This window comes from Candidatus Chlorohelix sp. (assembly GCF_037138995.1).
In the GTDB taxonomy this organism is placed as follows: domain Bacteria; phylum Chloroflexota; class Chloroflexia; order Chloroheliales; family Chloroheliaceae; genus Chlorohelix.
The window spans coordinates 17,642-42,161 of sequence record NZ_JBAXHI010000003.1 but is presented as its reverse complement, the minus strand read 5'-3'; the positions used below and the strand labels follow the sequence as shown (position 1 = coordinate 42,161).

Sequence of the window (24,520 nt, the reverse complement as noted above, 5' to 3'; positions counted from 1 at the left end):
TTAGAGTTGTGTTAGACATTTATATAACCACCTCGATTCATATGTTAATGCTATCTTAATTCAATTTTCACTCCTTCTTTGCTATTATCTTTAAAATTAGATTTGTATAAATAGTGTGTAAACAATGCCTACTATTTGTACGAGTTTCCTAATTTGAGAGAAATTTCCAGAAGTTATTGCTAATATACCACCATACGGGTTACTGCTGTTTGAGAGTACCTACCCTAAGGAGAAACGTTAATATGGAAAAATCCAAGAGCCCTTCTAGGGAAGGGCGTGTTACAGCGGAACCATTAAAAAGCGAGAAGTATGTACAGGGTGGATGGGAGAGGTTAGTGCTGTGCGCTACCCATACACAGGTTCAAAGCCTTAACTATGGCAGCCCTCTTTCCAAAGAGTTGGAAAAGCTTCGAGCTGACGGCTGGACGATGACCTATTCCTTACGCAACACCACTGGTAGAACCTATTACTTTCGACGCGCAATAAAAAATGTGGCGCGTCGTTTGAAAGAAACTGCTATGTGGTAATTAAAAAGCCTCGACAACGTTGTCTGGGGCCTTGTTTAGCCTTTTACTTCCATTGACATAACTGAAGTAACCAGTAGCAGAATCACCAATAAAGCTACTGCTATTCGATACCAGCCAAACGGAACCATTGTGATTTTGCCTACCAAGTTGATAAAGAATTTAACTGCGAACCACGCTGCGATGAAAGACACCAGAAACCCTACCGCAAATACAGGAATATCAGAAGTGGATAGATATTTCAGGCTCTTAATCATGTCATATATAGTAGCAAAAAACAAAATAGGAACCGCCGCGAAAAACGAATATTCCGCCGCAGTTTTGCGTTGAACGCCCCAAAGCATTGCCCCTACTATAGTAGCAGCAGAACGAGAAGTACCGGGCCATAATGCCAAACATTGAAACAAACCAACTACCAGCGCATCCTTCCACGTCAACGAGTCCAGTCCCTGCTCTTTAACGGGCGGCAAAAATCTCTCTACCAATATCAGGGCGATACCACCTACAAACAAACCTATAACTACCGTGACCGGATTAAATAGCTTATCTTTAATAAAATCGCGACCCAAAAAACCTAGTATAAAAGCGGGTATGCTGGTTATTAACAGCAATAACAAGCCATTCAATCCGACAAACCGTGTTTCTTTCATTCCATTGCTGAAATCAAACAAACCCACAAAACGCCGCCAGTATAAAATAACAACTGCGAGAATAGCCCCCAATTGTATAAATACATCGAAAGTATTAGCCCTATCACCGGTAAATCCCACCAAATGATTGGCAATAATAAGGTGTCCGGTAGAAGAGACCGGGATAAACTCGGTAAGACCTTCGACAATACCAAGTATAGTTGCTTTAATTATTTCGTCCATGTTTTTGAGTCAGATTCACCTTTCTGATTATCCTTGCCGGATGATTTTGATTCGATTATAAGCTTTTCTTTATCTAGAATAGCTTGAAGAGCATTATTACTAACCAATGTGTGGTAGGACATACCGAATAGAACGGTGGGTAGAAACAATAAATAATATGAGCCGAAAAGAATAATTCCCAATACTAATCCTATAATTAGTGTAAAGAAAAGGTATTTGAAAGTAGCCAGCAAACTGTTTCGGAAAAGTAACCGCAGGCTGAACCTGTTCTCGATACGTAGCGCCATAGGCCATAAACTAACTTGCAATACTAGCCAGAAGAAAATAAGCCAAAGCCAGATTATTGAAACTACCCCTCCCGCAACATTTATTGACGCATAAAATGCCAAATTTATATAAGCAATCGAGGCGAAAATCAAGTTAAGTATTGCCAGTATAATACCGCGCCCGTAGTAAGTGCGAATACCCTTGAAGAACTCCCCTAACTCAAGCCGTTCCAAGCGGGTTACATTGGCGGTAAGCGCGAATAGACCGATAGTAGCAGGTCCTCCTAAAATAATAAGGGGCAAGATAGCTATAAAATAAACATAGGGTGCTGGAACAGGCAGATTTAATAGCAAAACCGCAGGTATTATGCTAATTGCCCACAGAATATTTGCCAGTACCAGCGCCAACAAGTTATCCCACAAGTCAGCTAAGGCACAAAGAAATACTGGGATTATCCGGTTAAACATTAATTGCCGGTCTCAATTTCCTTAATAAGTAGTTCTATGGTTTTCCCAGCAAGGCTGGTAAAATAAGGGGCATAATCCGCTACTGCTACGCCAATACTGGGTTGATTTACCCAGTTTGATTTAAGCCTATATTGTTGAGATGGTGGTGAACCCAGCCAATCGCTAAGAACTTGTTGCCACGCCACCGGGAAACTCAGACGTACTCCTTCTGGTCGTACTTCGGCTTTGAGAAGGGGTCTGCCACTGCCTCCCACCTTTGCAATTGTTGCCAGATATACTCCAGCAGTAACTGTGGGTACAAAGGAGAAGGCTAGTTTTTGTGCAGCAGTGGGTATTTCCCGCTTCAATTCTGCCTCAAACCAGCGATACATCTCTTCTCCACTCATATTTTATACGCTTCCACCGCTAGACTCAAAAATATTAGCCGCTTTAATCCTAGTGGGATTTCTCAAGCGGAAAATATTCCAAATTTTTATGGGTATAGCCTGAACCTACCAGTTGGATTATTTCAGCGCGAGATGCGTTCATGGCTTCAAACGAATATGCCACACCCGCAGGTATTTTAATTACGCTGGATTGCCCCACGCCTGATAATTCATAGTGAACCTGAACCCCGAAAGTGGAGGACTTTTCCCGTAAATCGCGCAGTTGCAAACTTACCGAACCTGTCGGAACATAGAACCAAGCAGTTTCGGTAGGATGGCGCATCCATAGCGGGGCTTTATCCGGTTCGAGAGAGGCATGAAACTTACGGTCAAAGCCCTCCTCGAACAGCGGTAAATCCATACGCGCTACTTCACGGAAGAATCCTCGATTATCGGCAAAAGTTCTTATATGATGGAAGGCTACTCCCTCAATCTTCACTTCCACCAGAATTACTTCGCTCATTTCGCTCCTCGTAGTTTGCTCTATTTTGTTACTTAGCAATCAGACTTTCTTGCGTCATTTCGGACGGTTTTGCGAGATTGAGCAATTGCAAAAGAGTAGGAGCAACATCCGCCATTATCCCATTTTCCCGCAACTTGACGCTTCTATAGGGTGAGCCTTCCGGCGATACCAGAATACATTGCACCGGGGTAGTGGTATGCTCGGTAAATGGGGCTTTGGTAACAGGGTCTATCATCTTTTCAGCATTGCCATGATCGGCGGTAAGCAATAATACGCCACCCTTAGCCAAAACACTCGCCACTACCTTACTTACGCAAGCATCCACCGCTTCTGCTGCCTTCACTGCTGCTTCGAATCTACCAGTATGCCCCACCATATCAAAATTCGCAAAGTTTACGATGATAAAATCGTATAGGTCTTGTTCCAATTGTTTGAGTAGGGAATCAGTAACCTCGTAGGCGCTCATCTCCGGCTTCAGGTCATAAGTAGCTACTTTAGGAGAAGCAATAAGTATGCGCTCTTCGTTAGGGAAAGGTTCTTCACGTCCGCCGTTGAAAAAGAACGTTACATGAGCATATTTTTCGGTTTCGGCGGTGTGTAATTGTTTTAACCCTGCTTTGCTGACTACCGCCGCAACAGGCAATTGTACATCCAACGGGTCGTAAGCCACCTGTACGGGCAGTCCTTCTTGATATTCGGTCATAGTAGCGAAATAGAGGTTTTGCAAATAACGTTCGCGGGCAAAGCCTAAAGGCTTGGCATCATCAGTATGCAAGTGCATGCCGAAATGGTCATCATCATGTGCAAAAGCTTTAGTTAATTCGCGAGCGCGGTCAGACCTAAAATTGAAGAAAATCACTGCGTCATTATCCTGCACCATAGCGGTTGGCTTACCATTGGTAAGAATAACAGTTGGTTCAACAAATTCATCGGTGATAGTAGCATCGTAGCTTCTAGCCAACGCTTCATCCGCACTATTAGCAAAATTGCCTTCGCCTTTGGTTAGAGCAAGATAAGCACGTTTCACCCGCTCCCAGCGGTTATCGCGATCCATTGCGTAGTAACGCCCGGAAACGGTAGCGATACGTCCGCCATATTCTTTTAATTGATTTTCAACCTCTGCTACAAAACCTCGACCACTGGTAGGGGCGGTATCACGTCCATCCATAAAGCAATGCACAAAAACCCTATCAGCAGGTAAACCGCCTTCTTTAGCAAGTTTGAGCAAGGCAAAAAGGTGTTCGCTGTAGGCATGCACGCCACCGGTACCTATCAAGCCCATTAAGTGCAAACTGGAATTATTCTTTTGGGCGTGTTCAACCGCGCCTACCAAAGCGGGGATTTTGTAAAAGGCGCCGTTGCGAATATCCTTATTAATTCTGACAAGTTGCTGATAGACAATGAAACCCGCGCCCAGATTCATATGCCCAACTTCGCTATTTCCCATCTGACCATCCGGCAAGCCTACCGCTTCACCACTGGTATGCAAAAAAGTGCGTGGATAGTTTTCCCAATAGCTCTCAAGATGAGGAGTATGCCCAAGTACGGCGTTGCCTTCCCGTTCTTCGCGATAACCCCAACCATCCATTACCACTAAAACCACGGGTTTTGGTCTATGCAAATCTTTTTCGGTAGTCACAATAAATGAACCCCTCCACGATTAGCCTCCGTTAGCGGAAGCAGTTTAGCAGTCTGATTACTGTGGAATTATACATCATTGCATTGCCTGATGCGTAAAACTGCACATAGTAACAAATCCAGTATGAATCTGATTCATGCTATGAAAAACTTGGTTTGAACCTAAATTTTAGGGAGGCAAATATTAAAAATGGAAATGGAGGAAATACGAGGCGACAATCACTCGTCGCCTCATCTCTGGGATTTTTATTGAGCAACCGCAACTTCATGTTTAGGAGAACGGTTTGACCCCGAACCCACCATACAACGTCCTTCTTTGATGTGATACTCAAATTCTGCTCGAAACAGCTTCATAGCGCTGGTAATCGGGATTGGAGCAGAATCGCCCAACAAGCAGAATGCTTTTCCCTGTATGTTGCCACCCACACTGAGCAATAAATCAAGGTCTTCGGGTCGTCCATGCCCATGTTCAAGTCGGTGCAGAATTTGTACCAACCATTGCGTACCTTCACGACAAGGGGTACATTTACCGCAGGATTCGTCCTTGTAAAATTCCACCAACCGCAACACTGCTCCCACGATACAGGTTTGGTCATCAAAAACTATTATTCCAGCAGAGCCAAGCATAGAACCGCGTGCTACGACCCCTTCAAAATCCATCGTGGTATCCAGCACTTCATCAGTACCGGGCAAGATGGGCATCGAGGAACCGCCGGGGATAATACATTTCAGCTTTCGCCCCTTCCATACACCACCGCCAAGCTCATTTATCAGAGTACGAAAGGTGGTATTCATCGGCAACTCGTAGTTACCGGGACGTTCTACATGCCCACTCAGGCTGTAGATGGCAATCCCTTTGCTCTTTTCAGTACCCCATTGGGTGAACCACTCCGCCCCGTTGAGCATTATATGCGGTACAGTGGCAAGGGTTAGCGAGTTGTTAATAACAGTAGGCGCACCATACACACCACCGCCAACATTAGCTGGAAAGGGTGGTTTCAGCTTTGGAAAGCCACGCTTGCCTTCCAGAGATTCCAGCAAAGCGGTTTCTTCGCCGCAAATATACGCCCCTGCTCCGCGATGCACCACTATTTCACAGCTAAAATCGCTGCCCAGAATATTTCCCCCCACTAACCCGGCAGCACGCGCTTCTTCCACCGCTCTTTCCAGAATCCGCGCTCCTCTGGCAAATTCACCTCGTATATAGATAAAGCCTATTTTTGAGCCGGTTGCATAGCAAGCTATTAGGATTCCCTCTATTAGCTGATGGGGATTGCCTACAATAATCTCGTGATTACTGCATGTGCCGGGTTCGCTTTCGTCCGAATTACAGGCTACATACTTAACAATGCTTTCGTCCTTCGGGATAAAGCTCCACTTCATACCGGTAGAAAAACCTGCGCCCCCGCGCCCACGTAATCCGCTTGCTTTAACCAAATCTATCACCTGATCAGGCTTATATTCCTTTAAGGTTTTAGCGAGGGCTTCATAGCCACTATTAGCGCGATAAACTTCGAGCCTGTAAATATCTGCGATTTCACGATGTTTAAGCAGTATATATGGAAACGGCGGCTTACCTTCAGGGGTAGCCGCTTTTGGCTCAGGATATAGCATCAAACCTTTGCTCATTGGCTAAATTCTCTCTAGGGTAAGTAATAAGGGTTTTCTTCCGCTGTCTTCAATTCTTCCAGCATTGCTACAAACAATTCCGGGTTTAGATTATAGACATACTCATCGTTGACTTGAGCGCAAGGAGCAGCAGAACAAGCGGCAAGGCATTCAATTTTCATCAGAGTTATTCTGCCATCAGGGGTAGTCTCGCCCAGCTTCAGAGAAAGTTTTTCCTTGCCCTTTTCCAGAAGCTCATCGCTACCGCGCAGATAGCATGAAATGCTATCGCACACCTTAATAACATACTTACCTACCGGTTTGGTAAAAAACATTCGGTAGAAGGTTACGACCTGCTCAACCTCGCTCACCAGCATATCAAGCAACCCGGCTACTTCGCCTACCGCTTCAGTTGATATAAAACCAATCTCAGCTTGCACAATATGCAAAGCAGGTATCACTGCACTTGCAGACCTGCCCTCCGGGTAATTATTTCTTAGCGCATAAATACGCTGCCGCGCTTCCTCACTCAGTTTATGCTCCGAAGCGGTTGTTCCATTATTCATCTGTCCACTTCACCCAAGATAATATCAATTGAGCCGATAGCCGATACAATATCGGCAAAGTTTGACCTGCCTTCCAACATTAAAGGCATACTTTGCAGATTGGCAAAGCTAGGGGCGCGAATGTGCATTCGATAGGGCTTATTGCTGCCATCGCTAACCATATAATACGCCAATTCGCCTCGAGCCGACTCCACCCGACTGTAAACTTCGCCCGCCGGTGGTTTGTAGCCTTCCGTAAACAACTTGAAATGGTGTATCAGCGATTCCATATTGGTGGCGATTTGCCATTTCTTGGGGGGGGCAATTTTGGGATCGTTAATCATCCAATCCCCTTCGGGCAACTTATCCAAAGCTTGCTCTATAATTCGGATACTCTGTGGCACTTCGAGCATACGCACCATAAAGCGATCATAAACATCTCCGGTTTTGCCAAGAGGCACTTCAAAATCATAGGTTTCGTAACCAATATAGGGGAACATTTTGCGTATATCGTATTTCACGCCACAAGCCCGCAAAATCGGACCGGTTACACCATAAGAAATCGCCTCCTGCGCGGTTAATGCGCCGATACCTTTGGTGCGTTCGAACCATAGTTCACTATTAGTCAGGAGAGTATGGTATTCGGGCCATTTCTTCTTGAAAATAGCCAGAAAATTACGCACATCGGTGTCAAAGCCGGACGGTAAATCAGCATACAAGCCACCAGGCATAATATAACTGGTCATCATCCGCACACCGGCGCACTTCTCGAAAATATCAAGAATAATTTCGCGCTCACGCATCCCGTAAAGAAAGGTACTTAACGCTCCCAAATCCATTGCGTGCGTACCAAGCCATACTAAATGGCTGCTAATACGCTGTAATTCGGTCAGAATAACCCGCGCAACTTGCGCCTTCTGCGGTACTTGCTTCTCGATTCCCAGCAATCTTTCGACTGCCAGCGAAAAGCCTAAGTTATTAATAAGCGGGTTAAGATAATCGGTGCGGTCAGTCAAAGTAAGCGCTTGATTATAGGTTTTGTTCTCGGCGGTTTTTTCAATGCCGGTATGCAGATAGCCGATGTCCGGTATGCACTTTACCACCGATTCGCCACTCAGCGTAACTACTAACCGCAAAACTCCATGAGTCGAGGGATGTTGAGGCCCCATATTTATGGTCATCAACTCTTTATCAGGAGACTCTGCTTGGTCAACTATTTCAGGGTCGAGAATGTTATTCTCGTCCTCTTTATCGCCATCTTCCTGTAACCAGCTATCCTTTAAAGCCAGATCTTCCAAACCTAACGACCTCTTCTCTTATGAATTACTTCTGCCCACCGGTCTAAACTGATTAGCAGGCATAACCGGACGGCGTGTTCCCGTAATGGGATAATCTTTGCGAAGTGGGTGACCTTGCCAATCATCCGGCATTTCTATACGCCGCAAGTCAGGATGCCCGGTAAAAGTAATACCGAACAGGTCAAAAACCTCGCGCTCATACCAGTTAGCTCCCGGAAATAAAGCAGTGACGCTGGCAATTGTTGGATTTTCTCCCGGTAAAGTCACCTTTATCCGAATAACGGAAGCGCGTTCCAGCGACAATAAATTATAGACAAGTTGGAAGCGCGGCTCTTTTTTCCAATCTACCGCCGTGACATCTTCCAGCATAGTAAAGCGGGCTTCATCACGAAGATGTTGCAATACGTTTAGCAACTCATCGGCTGGCACAATAAAAGTGGGTGTGCCATCTGCCGCTCGCATTTCGCTGCGCGTTACGTTTGGAAAACGCTCTGCTTCGAGAGCGCTTTCCTGATTTTGAACCGGGTTAGCGGGTTCGTCCGAAGTTGGGGTCACGCACTACCTCCGGTGCATAATTCATGGGGTCAGGCGGATTTGGCACACCTGCCATGATTTTTTTCTGTAAAATTTGAATGCCTTCCAATAGAGCTTCGGGATTGGGTGGGCAACCTGCCACATAAACATCCACCGGCACTATCATATCTACGCCCTGCACAATAGCATAATTGTTGAATACGCCACCACAACTGGCACATGCTCCCATCGCAATTACCCATTTAGGACCGGGCATCTGTTCGTAAATTTGGCGAACGGCAGGAGCCATCTTAGCAGAAACACGCCCCGCCACAATCATTAAGTCAGCTTGTCGAGGAGAAGCTCGGAATACTTCCGAACCAAACCGTGCCATATCAAACCTAGCGCCCCCTGTCGCCATCATTTCGATAGCGCAACAGGCTAACCCAAATAGTGCGGGCCATAATGAGGATTTTCGCCCCCAATTTGCCAAGTTATCAATGGTGGTAGTAATCACACCTCCTACCGGAGACGCGCTCATAATTGATTGAGCATCACCGGGACGAGTTGCATTTATAGTGAAAAAATCTTCAATACGATAAAGCTCATTACCCATTTTTTAATCCCATTTGAACGCACCCTTTTTGAGCAAATAGATATAACCTACGCCTAATACCAGTAAAAATAAGCCCATCTCAACCAAACCAAATACCTTAAGTTGGTTTAGCAGTACCGCCCACGGAAAGAAAGCCACCGTTTCAATGTCAAAAATAAGGAATAGCATCGCCACTTCCAGAAATTTAACGGGGAAACGATTCGGCACTTGCTGTAGCAGCGGCACACCTCCCTCATAAGTCGAGGTTTTGGCTTCACTAGGATTTTTTGAGTTTTGCAGCAATGCTATTCCAGTGAATAGAAAAGAAGCTAACACAGCAAAAATTAACAGAATTAGTATGGGTACATACCCTTCAAGCATCACTCTATCGCTTTCTCTCCCGTGCTTTTAAGGCGCGGGTTTTAATTTTAGGGGGTTTTCACGGGTATATTTGTTACAAAACACACAGCTTTGTGTGTTTAACATACTACTCTAACGAACTATTACGTGTCAAGGGTAATATGTGAAATATCAGGCAAACCTTCAAAGAGTACAGCCTCAGTTCGTAAATAATTCTAATAAAAGGTTGGCAATTTTCGCTCTTTTTATGCCTCTGCCAGAAATAACCCTAAGATTGAAAGCATTTCTTTGAGCGCGACATGCGCCTTAGCTAAACCAACTGTATTCGCACTCACCAGAATAGTTTGGGCAAGGTCGAGTATTGTCGCAACCGCTAACGGTGTATGAAGGTCATCATTCATTGCCTCAAAAAAACGCTGTTGCCATGCTGAAGGGTCTAACTGCTCAGTAATGGTTTCATTTTGCACTACCAGAGCCTTTTCTAACTGAGCCAACCAACCTTCCGCAATTACTACGCCATTTTCTTCGTAATGCAATGGCTCGCGATAATGGATACTCAATAGATATAAGCGGAGCGCATCAGGACGGTAATTTTTTAGCACGTCACGAACTAGCACCAGATTTCCCAACGATTTGCTCATCTTATCGCCACCGAGATGTACCATCCCAATATGTACCCAATATTTGACAAAGGGATGCTGTCCAGTGTAACTCTCACTCTGCGCTATTTCAGAACTATGATGCGGAAATAATAAGTCGGCGCCGCCACCATGAATTTCAAACTGCGCCCCGAATTGGTCAAATCCAATCGCGCTACACTCAATATGCCAACCGGGACGACCCTCTCCCCATGGAGAATCCCAGCTAGGTTCGCCCGGACGTGCCGCTTGCCATAGCACAAAATCCATCACACTTTCTTTAGCAGCATTTTCAGGGGAATCTACAAGGCTATCAGCAGCAGCAGCGCGAGCTTTATCTAACAGTTCTTCCGGATTCAAATGGCTTAATGCTCCATAATCTTTGAAAGAAGCAGCCCGAAAATATAGGTTTCCATCCTTAGCTTGATAAGCCACCCCGCGTACAACCAAGCCCTTTACTATTTCGATAATTTCAGGGATTTTGGTGGTAGCAGGTACATACTTGTCAAAAGGCAGGCAATTAATAGCGGCAAGGCTATTGCGGTAAATCTCATCCCATTGGCTGGCAAGGTCTTTCCAATTAACCCCATCGCGATTTGCCCGTTTGATTATATCGTCATCAATATCCGTCAAGTTCTGCACGTGCTTAACTTGATAACCCAAAAATTCAAGATAGCGATGGAGTATATCGAAGGTCAAAGCGGTAAGCGCATGCCCTATATGGCTGGTATCATAGGGCGTAACACCGCATACATAAATCCTCGCCAAATTAGAACCGGGTTCTACCGAACTAAATGGTTCTTTTGTTTGTGAATAAGAATTATAAAGATTGAAAGAGTTAGCCAGAGCTTTTAACATAAATATTATTATCTCCTAAAACTGAATTTATATTAATCAGCGAGGTCGCGGAGTGAGTGTAACAGGAACAGGTGTAGGCGTAATAGCGTAACCCCGTTTCGCCATTTCAGCCAAAGAAATGTTCCTTTCGACAACACGCCATTTACCGCCTTCAACTTTATAAAAGCGCATTTGAGAGCCTTTATGGTTCCCAGCAGTAAAGGTCAAAGGTGGAAGCAATTGCTCCGCATCATAATTGTTCAAGGTTTCAAGCCCTGCCTTAATATCGTCTCCATTTATTCCCTGTCCTTTGGCAGGATTAGCTACTAACGCACGGCGCGTACCTTCCAGCAATACCATTGCGGTAGCCCAACCCTGAATATAGCGCATATCCGGTTGGGTGGAAGGAGTATATTCCGGCAAACGCGAATTGCTAACATTAGTTTGGTGTTCACGCCACCACTTCTTTAGCACAGTCATACCGTTAGATTCATCGGTTGGGTAGGGTAAAGTTACGCCCACATAATAATTCTCAGCAGCATTACTACTAATAGCAGCTAGAAAATCCGGTCCCCCTGCGGTAGGCATGCCGATAAACTTACCGACCACTCCTACTCTTCGTATAGCCGATATAGCTGTTGCTGCCAATGGCACTTCGGCTTGGATTATCGTCCAGTCAGGTTTAGCCGACTTCAGCCGAGTCACCTCATAATCTATATTGCGTAGGTCAATTACAGGATTCAAGAGACCCTCATGATACCAGAAGATGTTGTTAGCGGCAGCATAATTCCTACCAGCCTGAAGGGGATACCGACCAAATTCATTATCTACCAGCAAATTAGCAATCCCCAATCTGCGGATGGATTCAGGGTGATAAATACGGGTAAATTCCACTGTCATTTGCATTTGGTCAGAATAGCTTGGGGTAATCATGAAGTTATAAGGGCTTTTCTTGGTATCGCGTGTCAGTTCATCGCGGTAACTGGCAGAAAAAAGAGGGGTTTTGCCATCGTTAATTTGAGAACTAAGAGCCAGTGTATCGGAGTGATTCCAACTGATAAATGCTAACACTCCTTCATTTACCAATTTCTGATATTGCTCAATCGCTACAGGAGCTTTCCCAGCATAATCTACCACTCGCATATCTATCCAATAACCTCCTGCCCCACCTGTAGAATTTAGATAAGTGATGTAACCTATCACCCCTGCCGCATATTCTCGCGCTTCATATATAGGAGCGGTTGTCAGGTCGAACATAGCGCCGATTTGAATATTTCCCTTGAAACCGGGAAGTGGGGTAGGAATATTTACCGGAGTAGCTGAAGTGTTGGAATCAAGTCCGCAAGCTATCAGCAAAAGATTGAGAAACATCAACAAAGCAACTCCGCTTAAAGTGAATCGGGTACTTCTGGCACGTTTTTCTTTCACAGAGTTTTACTAAATACTCCTAAATCATGTACGTTACTAATCCGGGATATTATTATACCCCAAACAAGAAACAGGGGTATAAAAGGCATGGTATTTATTTGTATTGATTTCAGCTAGATTTTGGAATCAAGGATAAAAAAAGCCCCTTCCTATTCAATTTCAGGAAAGGGCAGAGGAACTATATTTTATCCAACTTACTTGGTTCAGGCGGCTTCTCGTCTTCTTTACCAAGCGAAGCAGTTGGGTCAGTTACTTTAGGGGCGGAAATATTTATTTTTGTGGTTGCGTCTGTCCCTTCAATAGGGGTAGCAGCAATTGGCTTTGGAGGCTGCTGTACTGGCAACTTATCCTCAACTTTAGGCTTTTCTGTCGGTTTAGCAACCGCTTCAGGCGATTTAGTTTCCATTGCTTTTTTTGCCGCTTCTACCACCGGAGCAGGTGCCGCTGGCTTCGGAGCTTCTACTGGTTTTGATGCAGCTACCACCGGAGCAGGTGCCGCTGGTTTTGGTGCTTCCACTGGCTTTGATACAGCCACTGTAGGAGCGGGTGCCGCTGGTTTTGGTGCTTCCACTGGCTTTGATACAGCCACTGTAGGAGCGGGTGCCGCTGGTTTTGGTGCTTCCACTGTAGGAGCAGGTGCCGCTGGCTTCGGTGGCTCTACCGGAGCTTTGGCAGTTGTTACAATCGGCTTGCTTTCTACAGGCTTTTTAACCGAAGTCTCAGGGGCAACAACTTTTTCAGTAGCCCGCACCTTAATCTTATGAATAACCCGATCTATTTCCGGAGAAGCAACCGCGTCCAACACCGGCTTCAAGAATGGATAAATCGTATAATGCAAGATTGCATTCTTTGCGATTGGTCCATTATCAATATTAACACGCAGACGATTAATTGCTTTTTGACGAGCCTCCGCATCGGTGGCAACAGTACCAAATAAATCCATAAGCAAGGCAGAATTATTGCTAATGCTGGAGATGCGTAACCCTAAAGTACGTGGGTCAAGCCATAGACCTCGAAGGATTCGGCTGCATGTGAAAAGGTTAAGCGCACCCAGTGATGCTCCAAACGGTATTGCAACAGTTCTTTCATTCTCTGAAGATGCAGATTTTTCTTCAATTGCCTTAGCAACTTTAGGCGCAGGAGTTGGCTTCACAACTGGCTTAGGAGAGCGAACCGGAGCAGCAGCCCTTGGGGTTGGGGCGGGTTTTGGGGCAGGTGCTTTAGTGTTTTTAGCTTGGGCTACAGGTTTTTTATTCTCTGTTCTATCAAGCTTGCTGAAATCTGAATAAAACCAACTCTCATCTGCACTACTGGTAGATTTACTACCCGTTGTAGTTTTGGGTGAAGCTGCCACCTTTGGAGTAGATACCGGCTTAGGTGCTTGTGCAGCAACGCTACCTTTCCCCAGTTTATAAGGAGAAGTATAGCCTCTTCGTAATTTGGAATCCTTATTTTTGTTAGACTCTTCCTTACGTCCAGCTCTTGCGGATACTTTTTCGAGCATTTCCGCTTCTTCGGTGTAACCTTTTTCAATCCAAACGCCGTTAGCTTGTTGGACATAAAATGACTTCATTGCATTGGCAATAGTAGTCAAACGCTCGGTAGATTCTGCCAATTCCACCTTGAATTTTGCATTAAAGGCATCAATACCCGGTGTTTCACCACCTTTATTGTTCAGGAAATAAATCATGTTGGCACAGGTTCTTACATCCTCAAACGGCATTAAGTCCAAGTAAAGGGCTATTCCGTTTTGTTTGCCATTTTCCTCAGCCTGAGCAACAGGTTCGTTAGCGTTCTCGTTTTTGGTGCGAATTGCTATCCTTCGTTTTGAAACTGCCGAACGAGTTTGATTTGAAACTTTAATCATCCCCTCAATAGGGCTGCGTCTCCCGAATTTTTCAAGAACTACCTCTGACCACTCAAACGTATCAACTAAATCTCGGTTCTGACCCCTGCCCCATGTAATGAGGTTAGTTGTGGTAAGTACCGCGTAATCATGCAAGGTAAAAGAACCAAGACGACCACCATGCTGTTCCAGTACCACACAGTCAAATACTGCCAGAACTTGAGCATCTTGTGTGAGAAGTTTATGGGTTGCCGCAAGTTTGTAAAACTCCAGCACATGCCTTCGAACTACATTTTTTCCTACATAAATACTGGCGGGTAGTTGAATACCCTGCAACCCGGCATCGCCCAGATTTTTTACATCCTGCGTCATATGGAACTCTCCTTGAAGATTAAATCAATTAAGAGCCGGACCATCGGATACTGCAAGAGTGGTCTGGTTTTCCTGCTTATCATATTGAGTATTATTTGTCATAAAAATAGACAAATCTGTCTTCACCCCTACTGAAGTGTTGCACTCTGCGTTAGTTTCCGGCATAAAATCTTCAGCAGTTGAAATGCCCTTCCTTCGTATTGGAAGTCTTTTAACTTTCTTGGTTTCAGGATTTGACTCATCGGTAGCATTTGCGCTGACTTTAACGGAATCGGGCAATTGCTCTACAGATAAGTTCGCTATTTCAGAAGTAGAAGTTTCCGGGGTCTCAACAGAAATAGGCTTTAATTCCTTATCTGACAAGTGTACTGATGTAATGTTGGAAGGTTTACCGGATGTTCGCCGCTCCACCTTCAATGCTTTTCCTGCTACAGGAACTGACCGTAATGAGGGCGCTTTATTGGCATCGTCATTTTCATTTTTTGATGTGCGTTGTTCTTCACTACTTTTGTTGCTATTCCCGAATTGCAACCCACCTGTAGATTTATTTATAAAAGCCATGGCTAATTCACGCGCTGCCGGGTTTTTGCTAACCGTTTCCATCAAACCGTTAGCAGCAGTCAGAAACTCGGTCATCTCCTTGAGATTAAACCCGCTGTTACGCAATGATTGAAGAGCAGGCGCCGCCCTTGATTCAGCTTCTTGTCGCATTTTGCTTAAACCATCCCAAGCAGTTCGCGCTACCCTACCCATCATATAAATACTCTCCGGTGGTATGTCACCTTGTGGAGTTTGAGATTGGTAATCGCCCTGCCCGGCATCCCCAGCGCCGCGACGCTGGCGACCACCCCCACCAAAACGAGGCGATGCAGACTGTTGCCCATTTGCCCAGTTCATTTCATTAGGAGGATTGGGATTTTTTGCATAGGGAGATTCTTGGTTGTAAGGGGAATATGCTGGTGTTTCACCAGTTTGGAAAAGCCGCGCTTCATTTGGATTACTATATCCGTAACCATTTGTTGATTTAGGAGGCGCAGGGGGTTGATTACCCATTTGGCTGTCAGGCGCATCAAAGCCATCCAACCGTCGTAATGGAGTCATACCAGCATTGAACCCATCGCCCGTTGCGCCATCCGCCGCAAAATTGCCAAATTGGGTTGTATTGCTTGCAGAAGTATTTGCAAAACCGTTTGTAGTTCTTAAACCAGCGTTTTGAGCAGAATCCAGTTGCTGGAATTTACTAACAAAAACCTTCTGGAACAAAATAAGAATAGCCTGAACACGATCAGTTAGACCGGCACCACCCTCGACCATATCACGCATCGCGCTACCGAGTACATCCAGCATATCAGCAATAAGCGACAAATCGGGAAGGGGAATAAAATCAAAGGATAAAATTACTTTGGAAGGTTCTTTTGTCTTATTAATTAAATCAACATCTGGTAACAAAAGAGTAAGACGTAAAGTCCCATGTAGCAAGTCTTTTTGAGATTTTTCAGCTACAAATACATGTGAAAGGGGAAAATGGTCAACATAATCTTTTATCTGATCGCGCATCCAAAGGGTAACGCGCGTATTGGTTATTAGCATAAAATCGCTAAGCGCCAACCCACCTACACGTTTGCCAGCTTCATCGAAAACTACGCCATCGAAAAAGCCTAGCACAATATCATCGGGGTCAATAATGCCCAGTTGGTATGCTTGTTGGATATGGTGCCATTTACTATTTGTGCCTACCAGAATATCGCCCGAAATCGACCGGGGAAGCAAATCATTACTCATCGGACTTATCCTTTTCAACTGCCGTAAGCAAGGCAGAACTACAGTTAGTGAGAAGTGAGGATTCTAGTAAGTAAAAGACAAATAACGAGTAACGAGCATTTTAGGTAAGAATCGTCTGGCTTTTGGCTAAACAACCCTGACTTCTCATGTTTATCTCGTTACTCGTCATCGTTCTAGCCGAGCTTGGTAAAGCGCGACTCGATTTGTTTCTCCCGGAAACGACCAGGGGAAGCAACAACAGTTCTTTCAACCTGGGGAACCCGACCGCCGCTGGATACACCCCAAGTGTTAGAGCAGATGCGTTCTATTGCATCTCCGGTAGTGCGCAGCACACCCGAGACCCACATCCACCAACCATCGGTCTGAACCTCGAAGAACTCAGCTGCGTCAGACGCAACTCTTGCAACCATACCTGCCATCCAAATTCACCTCCCTTCAAAAGTGAGATTGTTACGGGTTAGACAAGCTAGAGACTACTTCTAGCCACTTTACCTGCCTAAGAATTATCAAGCCGTGTACGTGTAGCTATATAAAAGTGCCTTGCGGCGGATTTGTTCAAATAATTCCCTGTTACTTATACACCCGAAGTAGCTGGCTCTGCTTTGCTCAGGTTAGTAGCAGGAGTAAAGGATACAATCAGGTATTGCCCTTCAAACTCAGCCGCCCCAGCTTCCATCCCGGCTACTGCTACCGGCAAAGTCGCGATACGGCGTTGATTACCTAATTGCACGATAAGCTCATCGCCTTTATGCCACAAATCCAGTGCTTCTTCGTTAGCAAAGGGCAAATACATCTTTAACTCGTAACCAGCACCCTTCTTGTAAATCTCGTAAGGGCGTTCGGTGTACATAAAGCTAGTAGCATCTTCATTACCGTAGATGTCGTTCCCCATCTGGGTCAGGAACTCAAGACCTACCACTTCCTGCTGATACATCGGTACATGCCGAATCGGTAGCGGTACGAAGCTGTCATGAATTTCCACAAGATGCTTCTGCTGAATAGTCTTCCAACGATTCATGTAACCGCTGTCTTTGTCAGCCGGCAAAATACGGTTTACAATCACATTGTCAACCATCAAACCATACATGCCCAAGTAGGTTAAAGCACGTTGTGATTCTTTAATTACCATTTTTTCAGGGTTCATCACCAAACGAACGCTGGTTACTTTGGTATCGGATAGAATTCCGGTTAACCCTTCCAGTTCTGAGAACATGTTATCAATGGTTGTAAATACTTCTTCCGGCGCAACCACTTTGCTAAGAGGCGAAACCTTTGAGAGAGGGCGCAGCACCGGTTTTACAAGGTACTTCTCGGTATTTCTCAGTGCTTTAATAGCCCATTTCAAGGTCTCAGGCAAACTGAGCATACGCAGTGTTTCACCGGTGGGAGCACAGTCCACTACCAACACATCGTATTCACGACTCTTAAAATATTTTTTAATCCGGACGAGGCTGAATAATTCATCCATACCCGGTAAAATAGCAATTTCATCCGCAAGCAACCCGCTAACGCCCTGAGAACTCATCAAAGTGGCAAAGTGCTGGCGAACTACTTCCCAGTTATCCCGCAGGTCGTCATAAATATCTACTTCAAGTCCAAATAGATTGGGTGCAATTTCTCGCGGTTCAGGTCCAAGAAATTCGTCAATGTCAAAGCTATCCGCAAGACTATGAGCAGGGTCTGTACTCATCACAAGAGTCTTATAACCTTGTGAAGCTGCCTTGACAGCAGTAGAAGCTGCTACGCTAGTTTTGCCTACTCCGCCCTTGCCAGTAAAGATGATAATCCGCATCTGTTTATATCTCTTCCTAAAAGCTAAATTGAGTGAGCAACAACAGAAATGCCAGCCTACCTACATACTGCTAAAATGCTTTGTATTTGGTAAGAAGGTGGCGCATATAGACCTACCACCTATGGTTGGTCTTTAGGTTGAATTAATCGTAACACGCAGGGTATGGCTAGTCTGTAGCATTTACTACACCTCAAACCCTGCCAGAAGCCTATCACAATACCCTAAAAATCAGCCATGTAGCCTAGACGAATCCAAATCTAACCATGCTAATATTTAACAAATATCGTTTAACCTTTACTATAATACACTATTACCTTGATTGTTAGCAATTTCTCAGTAAGCTCATTTTCACTTAAAATTGGTAGTTTTGAATTGGAAATTTAGCCTCAAAAATATCTATTAGCAAGCAAGGTACTATTTAAGAACAACTTTATTTCACAGGAAGGCTATTTTCTTTGGCTACTTCTGCCTCAACTACCGATGTCTCAGCAAAAAAACTTGGCATCTCACAAACATCAGTGCAAGGCTTCACTTTCGCAGATTTTTTATTACTCATCTGTGTCAGTATTTGGGCTTTAAATGTACCGCTAATAAAGTCAATTCTGCAATATTTAAATCCATTGGCAGTCTCAATCCTCCGCTTTGGAGTCGCCGGGCTTATATTGTTTGGCATGCTCTGGTATAGAGAACGTTCATTACAAATTCAACTCAAGCATCTCCCTCTGATGTTTCTCTGTGCGCTTTGTGGTATCACGCTAAACCAAGTGGTTTTCGTATATGCTTTATCCAATACCAGCGCCTCGGAAGTTTCGTTATTGATGGCTACTACTCCTACCTTTGCAGTATTGGTTGCTTGGATAGCTCGTCAGGAAAAAACTACCGCTAGTTACTGGAAAAGTTTGCCGATTTCATTAGCGGGGGTAGTGCTGATTGTGCTGACAGCGCCCGGCGCGCATCTTTCTGGGGGGTGGTTTGGAGATTTCTTAGCTATTCTTACTGCTTTCTCTTGGGCAGCTTATACGGTCATTTTGCGCCCTCTAATGCGGCACTATTCTATTACCAAACTGAGCGCATACATAACGCTTATAGGTTTGGTTATGCTCTTGCCATTTGGCTTACCTCAGATTAGTATAGAAGCAATAACTAATCTCCCCGCAATTACTTGGGTGGAATTGATATACTCTACGCTAGGGGCAGTAGTTCTAACCAATATTTTATGGTATTTTGGAGTGAAGCGTCTGGGTGGTCCACGTACCGCCTTTTATTCCTACCTGCAACCATTTCTGGGCGTAATGGCGGCAGCGCTGGTGTTAAGTGAACAGATAGTGATTTGGCAACTTCTGGGCGGCATTCTCATTATTCTGGGAATGCTAATCTACCGCCAAATTTTGAGTTTTAGCCGGATACGAAAATTGATACTGAGGAGCTAATGAAAACTGTCAGGTTTGATGCGGCTGGTCTAAAATGCGTGGCTCTAGAGCCTTCTAAACCCGGTGATTACCCTCTAGTGGTAATTCTACACGGTTGGGGAGATTGGGGTGAAAGTTACCTCGACATCGGTGAAGTAATCGGTCAGGAAGAACGCTATCGCTTTGTATTTCCAACTGGAACGGTTCCGGTTCCCGGCGCGCTTTTTGGCTGGTTCGACCTTGATTTAAACTTCCGCGATTTTGCCAAACGTGCCTCAAAAGCGCGACCTTTGCTCAATAACCTGCTGAACGAATTGCTAGAGCGTTACAATTTGCCTGCTTCCAAAGTTGTGCTTGGCGGCTTTTCGCAAGGTGGCATGCTCACCTTTGAAGGTGGTTTGCGCTACCGGCACAACAATGAGCGTTTAGCCGGACTAATTGCGCTTAGTAGCCTTCTTCCGGCGGATGACCCTCAAAGCTTGCCGGAACTAGAAAAGGTAATCGCAGAAGTGGCACAATCGGAAATGCCGATTCTGATAGCGCATGGCACTTATGATCAGGTAATACCGGTGCAAGCCGGGCGTGCCAGCGAAGCTACCTTGAAGCATGCCGGAGTACCGGTGACCTATTTCGAGTTTCCCGGCTACCACCAGATAAGTCTCGAAGAACTAAACGAGATAGAAGTATTCTTAAGTCGTATTCTGTAGTTGAAACTACTGCTATTTCCCCCCTTTCCGCAATAATTTGAATTAACGCTATCAGGCATAAATCCGTTAACTCTGTTTTCCTATGCACATTTCGATTACAGCGATTTATCGGATTGTAGAGCTGCCTGACAATAATTCTTGATTATACCTGATGGGAAATAAATAGTAATTTAAAAGTTAGCATCAGGGGGCGGGCTTCCCGCCGGGAGAGGAAATCGATATGCGGCTAAATCTTATATGGCCTGAATCCGAGTCGCTGGTGTGGCAGTTACAGCCTCGCAACCTTACAACCTATCCGGTAAGCTTAACATTATTAGCTGCTTTAACTCCCGATAATTGGGATATAAAAATAATTGATGAGCGTATTGGGGAAAAAATCGATTTCGATGAACAAGTAGATTTAGTTGGTATCGCGGTTCGCACTTTGTTAGCCCCTCGCGCTTATCAGATTGCGGCGGAATATCGCAAACGCGGTGTAAAAGTGGTGATGGGTGGTCCCCACGTTTCGGTATTGCCAAGCGAAGCCTCAATGAAAGCCGATGCAATTGTAATAGGTGAGGCTGAACCGGTTTGGGCAGAAGTTATCAAAGATTTTGAAGCCGGACAACTAAAACGCTATTACAAATCGGATGGCTTACCGGCTCTGGGTAATCACCCTATACCTCGTTACGATTTAGTAAAAGGCAAGAACTACTCCGCCATGATTCAAATCGAATCATCCCGCGGTTGCCCTCATACCTGTAGCTATTGCAGCGTACCTGACCTGTACGGCAAGAGTTATCGTGAACGCTCGGTAAGCCAACTGCTAGAAGAAATCTCCATGTTCAAAGAGATGTGGTTCAACGAAGTCCCAGATATGCCCGGCGCACCCAAACGCAAGTTGCACATCTCCTTTGTGGACGATAATATTTGGCCCAAACGTAAACATACCCGTGAAATGCTAGAAGCTCTTACCAAACTAGATGTTGAGTGGAGCGCACAGGCTTCGATAGTTTCATTGCGTGACCCTGAATTTCTATCATTGGCTAAAGAAAGTGGCTGCCAGTTATTCGGTATTGGTCTTGAAAGCATCAACCAAGAGAGCCTACTTGAAGTTAACAAGAAAATTAACCAAGTTGACCAATTCGCCGAAACTATCCAAATGATTCACGATCACAATATCGGGATTCAGGGCTATTTCATGTTCGGGTTTGACCATGATAAACCGGACGGCTTCGACAAAACCGCCGACTTCATTATCGAAAACCATATCGAGATGCCGGTATTCTTTATTCTAACGCCCTATCCCGGCACCAGTTTCTACAATCACCTGAACAGTCAGGGGCGTATCTTTAACCGGAATTGGGCGCGTTATGATGCGCATAATCTGGTTATTAACATGAAGGGCATGTCCAACGATGATTTGAAACAGGGCTTCCTCCACATCCATGAGAAAGTCTATGGACCTGATTACATTGACAAGCGGCTTGCTCACCTGCCCCAGTTCAACTTCTTCCGCTTCGCCAACAAGCACCTCGAAGAGTTCGGGCAGAAACTGCGTGGTCATTGGGACGAAGTTGAAGAAAAAGACCGCCAAATGGCTTCAATCGTGACCGATAAGAAAAAATTTAATCTTTCGGTAGGCGGTTCAGTCCCACAGATTAATTTGAACTAGGATTTTTTATCTAGGGCAAAAAATAAGGGGGCGTACTTGGTACGCTCCTTTTTTGTTTCATTTTCTCTACGTCCCGCATATTTTACCTTTGCTACCAACGTTGGTAGAATAAGCTAACTCAATAACAGATTTATAATCAGCATATTAAGGATATTTTTATGGACTCTAAGACTCTCGTTGGAATAATAATGGGCAGCGATAGCGATTTACCTACCCTTAAACCCGCCGCCGAAATTTGCGCCCAATTCGGGGTAGCATATGAAATTCGGGTGGTATCGGCGCACCGCACCCCGCTAGATATGGCAGAATATGCCCTGACCGCCCACCAGCGTGGCATTAAAGTAATTATTGCTGGTGCAGGTGGCGCAGCCCATTTACCGGGCATGGTAGCGGCGCATACGCCTGTACCGGTTATCGGTGTTCCGGTTCTCAGCGAGACATTACGAGGCTTCGATTCGCTGCTATCCATAGTACAGATGCCTCCCGGTGTTCCTGTGGCAACCGTCGCAATCGGCGCAGGAAAAAACGCAGGGCTACTGGCGGTGCAAATACTAGCTACCAGTGACCCGCTACTACTCCAGAAAATGTTGGATTATAAAGCGGAGTTAGAAAGAATGTCGAGGGAGAAAAATCAGAATCTAAAGCTTTAATTAAGATTCAAGCGACGCGCCGCTTTTATAGTATTGGCAAGAAGCGCCATAATTGTCATTGGGTCTGTACCGCCGGGTGTAGGTGAAATTGCGCGTACGAGTGGATAGGCGGTGACCCAATCCACATCACCTACCATCCTATTTTCATCATCTTGATTCAAGCCAAAATCCAGCACTGCCGCGCCGGGTTTAAGCATATCACCCTGAATCAAACCGGGTACACCTGCACAGGCGATTACGATATCAGCATCCTGAAGATAATGCTTTAAATCTTGAGTTTGGCTATGGCAAACTGTCACGGTAGCATCTGCCAGCGTCAGCAAATCTGCAATTGGCTTACCGATTATGCGACTTCTACCTACCACAACCGCATGCTTTCCGGTCAGTGGCACATTATAGCGCAGCAACAACTCCAAACCTCCTGCGGCAGGAGGCGGGACCATCGCATCTAAATTCGAGAATAACCTACCCACGTTAAGAGGATGCTGCCCTTCCACATCCTTAGCCGGGTCAATCATAACCACCATCTCTTCAAAGTTTAGATGGGGAGGAAGTGGAGATTGAACTGAGATTCCATCATACTGGATATGGCTATTTAATTCTCGAATCAGGAACTGCAATTCGCGATCACCTGTATCGGAAGGCCACAGATATGCGCCAAACTGCATACCTATTTTATAAGCCTCATTTTTTGCCCGATCGGCATATTCAATAGCCCGGCGGTCTGCGCCCAATACCAGCATTGCCAATCCGGGAGGCCGCCCGAATTCGCTCTCAAATTCCTGAACTTCATACTGCATTTCTTCACGGATTTTATCTGCCAGGGAAGTGCCATCCAATAAAACCGGATTTCCTGGCTTGCTATCTGCAAACCCATTCATGCTAAGTTCACCGCTTTTAATTATATTGCCTTAAGAAATAATGAATTCCCCATATTATAGCCTAGTATTTCAAGTGTGGTAAAGCCCTTTACGCAGTTTGCTCACGAAATTATAGTTCGGCTATAATCAGATTCGAGTTTTTCTTCCAAATATTTTTAGAAAGAATGAAGATGAGTACAGGATTATTTAAATCAAAAGTATGTGGACATCGGGGCGCGTGTGGTTATGCCCCAGAAAACACCTTTGCTGCCTTTCACAAGGCGCTTGAACAGGGCGCGGAATGGGTTGAATTCGATGTGCAATTGAGCGCAGAGGGCGTACCCATAATTCTGCATGATGATACACTTGCGCGAACCAGCGATAAGGGAGGCGCACGCCGTCCAACCGAACTTGCCCTTTCGGAATTGAAAGAACTCGATGCCGGCGAATGGTTCGGCTCAGAATTTGCCGGAGAACGTATCCCTACTTTAGATGAGTTGCTAGAAGAATTCGGGCAAAAATTGGAGCTTAACATAGAAATTAAGAGCAAGCCCAATTTTGAAGCAGACAACGGTATTGAGAAAATGGTAGCAGATGCGATAGTACAACACAATCTGGTGAATCGAGTTATTGTCAGTAGCTTTGATCCAACCAGACTTGCACGTTTACACGCCTATAATCCCACAATACCGCTCGGTGCGCTCTATACCAGCAAAGCGGAAGAGTATCCGCCTACTTTTGATTTTTTTCAACTCGCCGAAATAACCGGGGCAATCGCGCTACATCCGCATTATAAGGTCATTGACGAGGCTTATATGGGACGCGCCCGCAGTTTGGGGTTAAAGGTCAACACATGGACTGTTAATGACCCGGAAGATATGACACGTCTGGCAAAACTAGGGGTGGATATTATAATCACCAATTACCCTGATAAATTGGTCGCCGCGCTAGAAACTATCGGATAGAGCTT

At 45.2% G+C, this 24,520-nt stretch carries 24 protein-coding genes; 6 read left to right on the top strand and 18 right to left on the bottom strand.

Annotation, left to right across the window (positions count from 1 at the left end; all coding sequences use genetic code 11):
- The first annotated feature begins 242 nt into the window (after window positions 1-242).
- Complete coding sequence (locus tag WCK19_RS02405; RefSeq protein WP_342395755.1) at window positions 243-527, top strand: hypothetical protein; 285 nt, start codon at window positions 243-245, stop codon at window positions 525-527.
- 35 nt (window positions 528-562) lie between these two features.
- On the opposite strand, the gene WCK19_RS02400 is transcribed toward WCK19_RS02405, so the two are convergent.
- From WCK19_RS02400 to WCK19_RS02320, 17 genes are all read right to left on the bottom strand, one after another.
- Complete coding sequence (locus WCK19_RS02400; RefSeq protein WP_342395754.1) at window positions 563-1,396, bottom strand: undecaprenyl-diphosphate phosphatase; 834 nt, start codon at window positions 1,394-1,396, stop codon at window positions 563-565.
- On the bottom strand, window positions 1,384-2,130 hold the full coding sequence (locus WCK19_RS02395) for a hypothetical protein (protein WP_342395753.1): 747 nt from the start codon (window positions 2,128-2,130) through the stop codon (window positions 1,384-1,386). Before WCK19_RS02395 ends, WCK19_RS02400 begins: the two co-directional genes overlap by 13 nt.
- A complete protein-coding gene (locus WCK19_RS02390; protein WP_342395752.1) occupies window positions 2,130-2,516 on the bottom strand; it encodes a hypothetical protein in 387 nt (128 codons plus the stop codon). Before WCK19_RS02390 ends, WCK19_RS02395 begins: the two co-directional genes overlap by 1 nt.
- A gap of 49 nt (window positions 2,517-2,565) precedes the next feature.
- The gene (locus WCK19_RS02385) at window positions 2,566-3,018 is read right to left on the bottom strand and encodes a dTDP-4-dehydrorhamnose 3,5-epimerase family protein (protein WP_342395751.1); all 453 of its coding nucleotides are present in this window, start codon (window positions 3,016-3,018) and stop codon (window positions 2,566-2,568) included.
- A 28-nt stretch (window positions 3,019-3,046) separates the two neighbouring features.
- Window positions 3,047-4,657: a 2,3-bisphosphoglycerate-independent phosphoglycerate mutase gene (gene gpmI, locus WCK19_RS02380; RefSeq protein WP_342395750.1), complete on the bottom strand. Its 1,611-nt coding sequence runs from the start codon at window positions 4,655-4,657 to the stop codon at window positions 3,047-3,049.
- Window positions 4,658-4,902: 245 nt separating this feature from the next.
- The gene (nuoF, locus tag WCK19_RS02375; RefSeq protein WP_342395749.1) at window positions 4,903-6,285 is read right to left on the bottom strand and encodes an NADH-quinone oxidoreductase subunit NuoF; all 1,383 of its coding nucleotides are present in this window, start codon (window positions 6,283-6,285) and stop codon (window positions 4,903-4,905) included.
- Between the two features lie 14 nt (window positions 6,286-6,299).
- Entirely contained in the window at window positions 6,300-6,830 is a 531-nt protein-coding gene (nuoE, locus tag WCK19_RS02370; RefSeq protein WP_342395748.1) for an NADH-quinone oxidoreductase subunit NuoE, read from the bottom strand.
- A complete protein-coding gene (nuoD, locus tag WCK19_RS02365) occupies window positions 6,827-8,107 on the bottom strand; it encodes an NADH dehydrogenase (quinone) subunit D (RefSeq protein WP_342395747.1) in 1,281 nt (426 codons plus the stop codon). The genes nuoE and nuoD overlap by 4 nt, the downstream gene beginning before the upstream one ends.
- An 18-nt stretch (window positions 8,108-8,125) precedes the next feature.
- Entirely contained in the window at window positions 8,126-8,662 is a 537-nt protein-coding gene (locus WCK19_RS02360; RefSeq protein ID WP_342395746.1) for an NADH-quinone oxidoreductase subunit C, read from the bottom strand.
- A complete protein-coding gene (locus WCK19_RS02355) occupies window positions 8,634-9,236 on the bottom strand; it encodes an NADH-quinone oxidoreductase subunit B family protein (RefSeq protein ID WP_342395745.1) in 603 nt (200 codons plus the stop codon). The genes WCK19_RS02360 and WCK19_RS02355 overlap by 29 nt, the downstream gene beginning before the upstream one ends.
- 3 nt (window positions 9,237-9,239) lie before the next feature.
- Complete coding sequence (locus tag WCK19_RS02350; protein WP_342395868.1) at window positions 9,240-9,596, bottom strand: NADH-quinone oxidoreductase subunit A; 357 nt, start codon at window positions 9,594-9,596, stop codon at window positions 9,240-9,242.
- Window positions 9,597-9,820: 224 nt separating this feature from the next.
- Entirely contained in the window at window positions 9,821-11,071 is a 1,251-nt protein-coding gene (cysS, locus tag WCK19_RS02345) for a cysteine--tRNA ligase (protein WP_342395744.1), read from the bottom strand.
- 36 nt (window positions 11,072-11,107) lie between these two features.
- The gene (locus WCK19_RS02340) at window positions 11,108-12,421 is read right to left on the bottom strand and encodes an ABC transporter substrate-binding protein (RefSeq protein WP_342395743.1); all 1,314 of its coding nucleotides are present in this window, start codon (window positions 12,419-12,421) and stop codon (window positions 11,108-11,110) included.
- 235 nt (window positions 12,422-12,656) lie between these two features.
- On the bottom strand, window positions 12,657-14,696 hold the full coding sequence (locus tag WCK19_RS02335; RefSeq protein WP_342395742.1) for a hypothetical protein: 2,040 nt from the start codon (window positions 14,694-14,696) through the stop codon (window positions 12,657-12,659).
- A 24-nt stretch (window positions 14,697-14,720) separates the two neighbouring features.
- A complete protein-coding gene (locus WCK19_RS02330; RefSeq protein ID WP_342395741.1) occupies window positions 14,721-16,478 on the bottom strand; it encodes a hypothetical protein in 1,758 nt (585 codons plus the stop codon).
- Between the two features lie 173 nt (window positions 16,479-16,651).
- Window positions 16,652-16,897 (bottom strand): bacteriochlorophyll c-binding family protein, encoded by a 246-nt coding sequence (locus WCK19_RS02325; protein ID WP_342395740.1) that lies wholly within the window; start codon window positions 16,895-16,897, stop codon window positions 16,652-16,654.
- 155 nt (window positions 16,898-17,052) lie between these two features.
- Window positions 17,053-18,270 carry an ArsA family ATPase gene (locus WCK19_RS02320; protein ID WP_342395739.1) on the bottom strand — a complete coding sequence of 406 codons (1,218 nt, stop codon included), beginning with the start codon at window positions 18,268-18,270 and terminating at the stop codon, window positions 17,053-17,055.
- Between the two features lie 455 nt (window positions 18,271-18,725).
- Between WCK19_RS02320 and WCK19_RS02315 the strand changes: the two genes are divergently transcribed.
- From WCK19_RS02315 to purE, 4 genes are all read left to right on the top strand, one after another.
- Window positions 18,726-19,700, top strand: coding sequence for a DMT family transporter (locus WCK19_RS02315; protein ID WP_342395738.1), 975 nt, complete (start codon window positions 18,726-18,728; stop codon window positions 19,698-19,700).
- A complete protein-coding gene (locus tag WCK19_RS02310; RefSeq protein WP_342395737.1) occupies window positions 19,700-20,386 on the top strand; it encodes a hypothetical protein in 687 nt (228 codons plus the stop codon). Before WCK19_RS02315 ends, WCK19_RS02310 begins: the two co-directional genes overlap by 1 nt.
- A gap of 220 nt (window positions 20,387-20,606) precedes the next feature.
- Window positions 20,607-22,040, top strand: a complete 1,434-nt coding sequence (locus WCK19_RS02305) for a radical SAM protein (protein WP_342395736.1) — start codon at window positions 20,607-20,609, stop codon at window positions 22,038-22,040.
- A 158-nt stretch (window positions 22,041-22,198) separates the two neighbouring features.
- Window positions 22,199-22,690, top strand: coding sequence for a 5-(carboxyamino)imidazole ribonucleotide mutase (gene purE, locus WCK19_RS02300; protein WP_342395735.1), 492 nt, complete (start codon window positions 22,199-22,201; stop codon window positions 22,688-22,690).
- Here the strand turns inward: purE and WCK19_RS02295 are convergent.
- A complete protein-coding gene (locus tag WCK19_RS02295; RefSeq protein ID WP_342395734.1) occupies window positions 22,687-23,529 on the bottom strand; it encodes a bifunctional 5,10-methylenetetrahydrofolate dehydrogenase/5,10-methenyltetrahydrofolate cyclohydrolase in 843 nt (280 codons plus the stop codon). The two genes, purE and WCK19_RS02295, sit on opposite strands and share 4 nt — an antisense overlap.
- A gap of 212 nt (window positions 23,530-23,741) precedes the next feature.
- Between WCK19_RS02295 and WCK19_RS02290 the strand changes: the two genes are divergently transcribed.
- Entirely contained in the window at window positions 23,742-24,515 is a 774-nt protein-coding gene (locus WCK19_RS02290; RefSeq protein WP_342395733.1) for a glycerophosphodiester phosphodiesterase family protein, read from the top strand.
- Window positions 24,516-24,520: the final 5 nt, after the last annotated feature.

Coding starts and splice junctions, on each gene's coding strand:
- WCK19_RS02405 (WP_342395755.1), top strand. CDS start 243: ATGGAAAAATCCAAGAGCCCTTCTAGGGAAGGGCGTGTTACAGCGGAA.
- WCK19_RS02400 (WP_342395754.1), bottom strand. CDS start 1,396: ATGGACGAAATAATTAAAGCAACTATACTTGGTATTGTCGAAGGTCTT.
- WCK19_RS02395 (WP_342395753.1), bottom strand. CDS start 2,130: ATGTTTAACCGGATAATCCCAGTATTTCTTTGTGCCTTAGCTGACTTG.
- WCK19_RS02390 (WP_342395752.1), bottom strand. CDS start 2,516: ATGAGTGGAGAAGAGATGTATCGCTGGTTTGAGGCAGAATTGAAGCGG.
- WCK19_RS02385 (WP_342395751.1), bottom strand. CDS start 3,018: ATGAGCGAAGTAATTCTGGTGGAAGTGAAGATTGAGGGAGTAGCCTTC.
- nuoF (WP_342395749.1), bottom strand. CDS start 6,285: ATGAGCAAAGGTTTGATGCTATATCCTGAGCCAAAAGCGGCTACCCCT.
- nuoE (WP_342395748.1), bottom strand. CDS start 6,830: ATGAATAATGGAACAACCGCTTCGGAGCATAAACTGAGTGAGGAAGCG.
- WCK19_RS02355 (WP_342395745.1), bottom strand. CDS start 9,236: ATGGGTAATGAGCTTTATCGTATTGAAGATTTTTTCACTATAAATGCA.
- WCK19_RS02350 (WP_342395868.1), bottom strand. CDS start 9,596: ATGCTTGAAGGGTATGTACCCATACTAATTCTGTTAATTTTTGCTGTG.
- cysS (WP_342395744.1), bottom strand. CDS start 11,071: ATGTTAAAAGCTCTGGCTAACTCTTTCAATCTTTATAATTCTTATTCA.
- WCK19_RS02340 (WP_342395743.1), bottom strand. CDS start 12,421: ATGTTTCTCAATCTTTTGCTGATAGCTTGCGGACTTGATTCCAACACT.
- WCK19_RS02335 (WP_342395742.1), bottom strand. CDS start 14,696: ATGACGCAGGATGTAAAAAATCTGGGCGATGCCGGGTTGCAGGGTATT.
- WCK19_RS02330 (WP_342395741.1), bottom strand. CDS start 16,478: ATGAGTAATGATTTGCTTCCCCGGTCGATTTCGGGCGATATTCTGGTA.
- WCK19_RS02325 (WP_342395740.1), bottom strand. CDS start 16,897: ATGGCAGGTATGGTTGCAAGAGTTGCGTCTGACGCAGCTGAGTTCTTC.
- WCK19_RS02320 (WP_342395739.1), bottom strand. CDS start 18,270: ATGCGGATTATCATCTTTACTGGCAAGGGCGGAGTAGGCAAAACTAGC.
- WCK19_RS02310 (WP_342395737.1), top strand. CDS start 19,700: ATGAAAACTGTCAGGTTTGATGCGGCTGGTCTAAAATGCGTGGCTCTA.
- WCK19_RS02305 (WP_342395736.1), top strand. CDS start 20,607: ATGCGGCTAAATCTTATATGGCCTGAATCCGAGTCGCTGGTGTGGCAG.
- purE (WP_342395735.1), top strand. CDS start 22,199: ATGGACTCTAAGACTCTCGTTGGAATAATAATGGGCAGCGATAGCGAT.
- WCK19_RS02290 (WP_342395733.1), top strand. CDS start 23,742: ATGAGTACAGGATTATTTAAATCAAAAGTATGTGGACATCGGGGCGCG.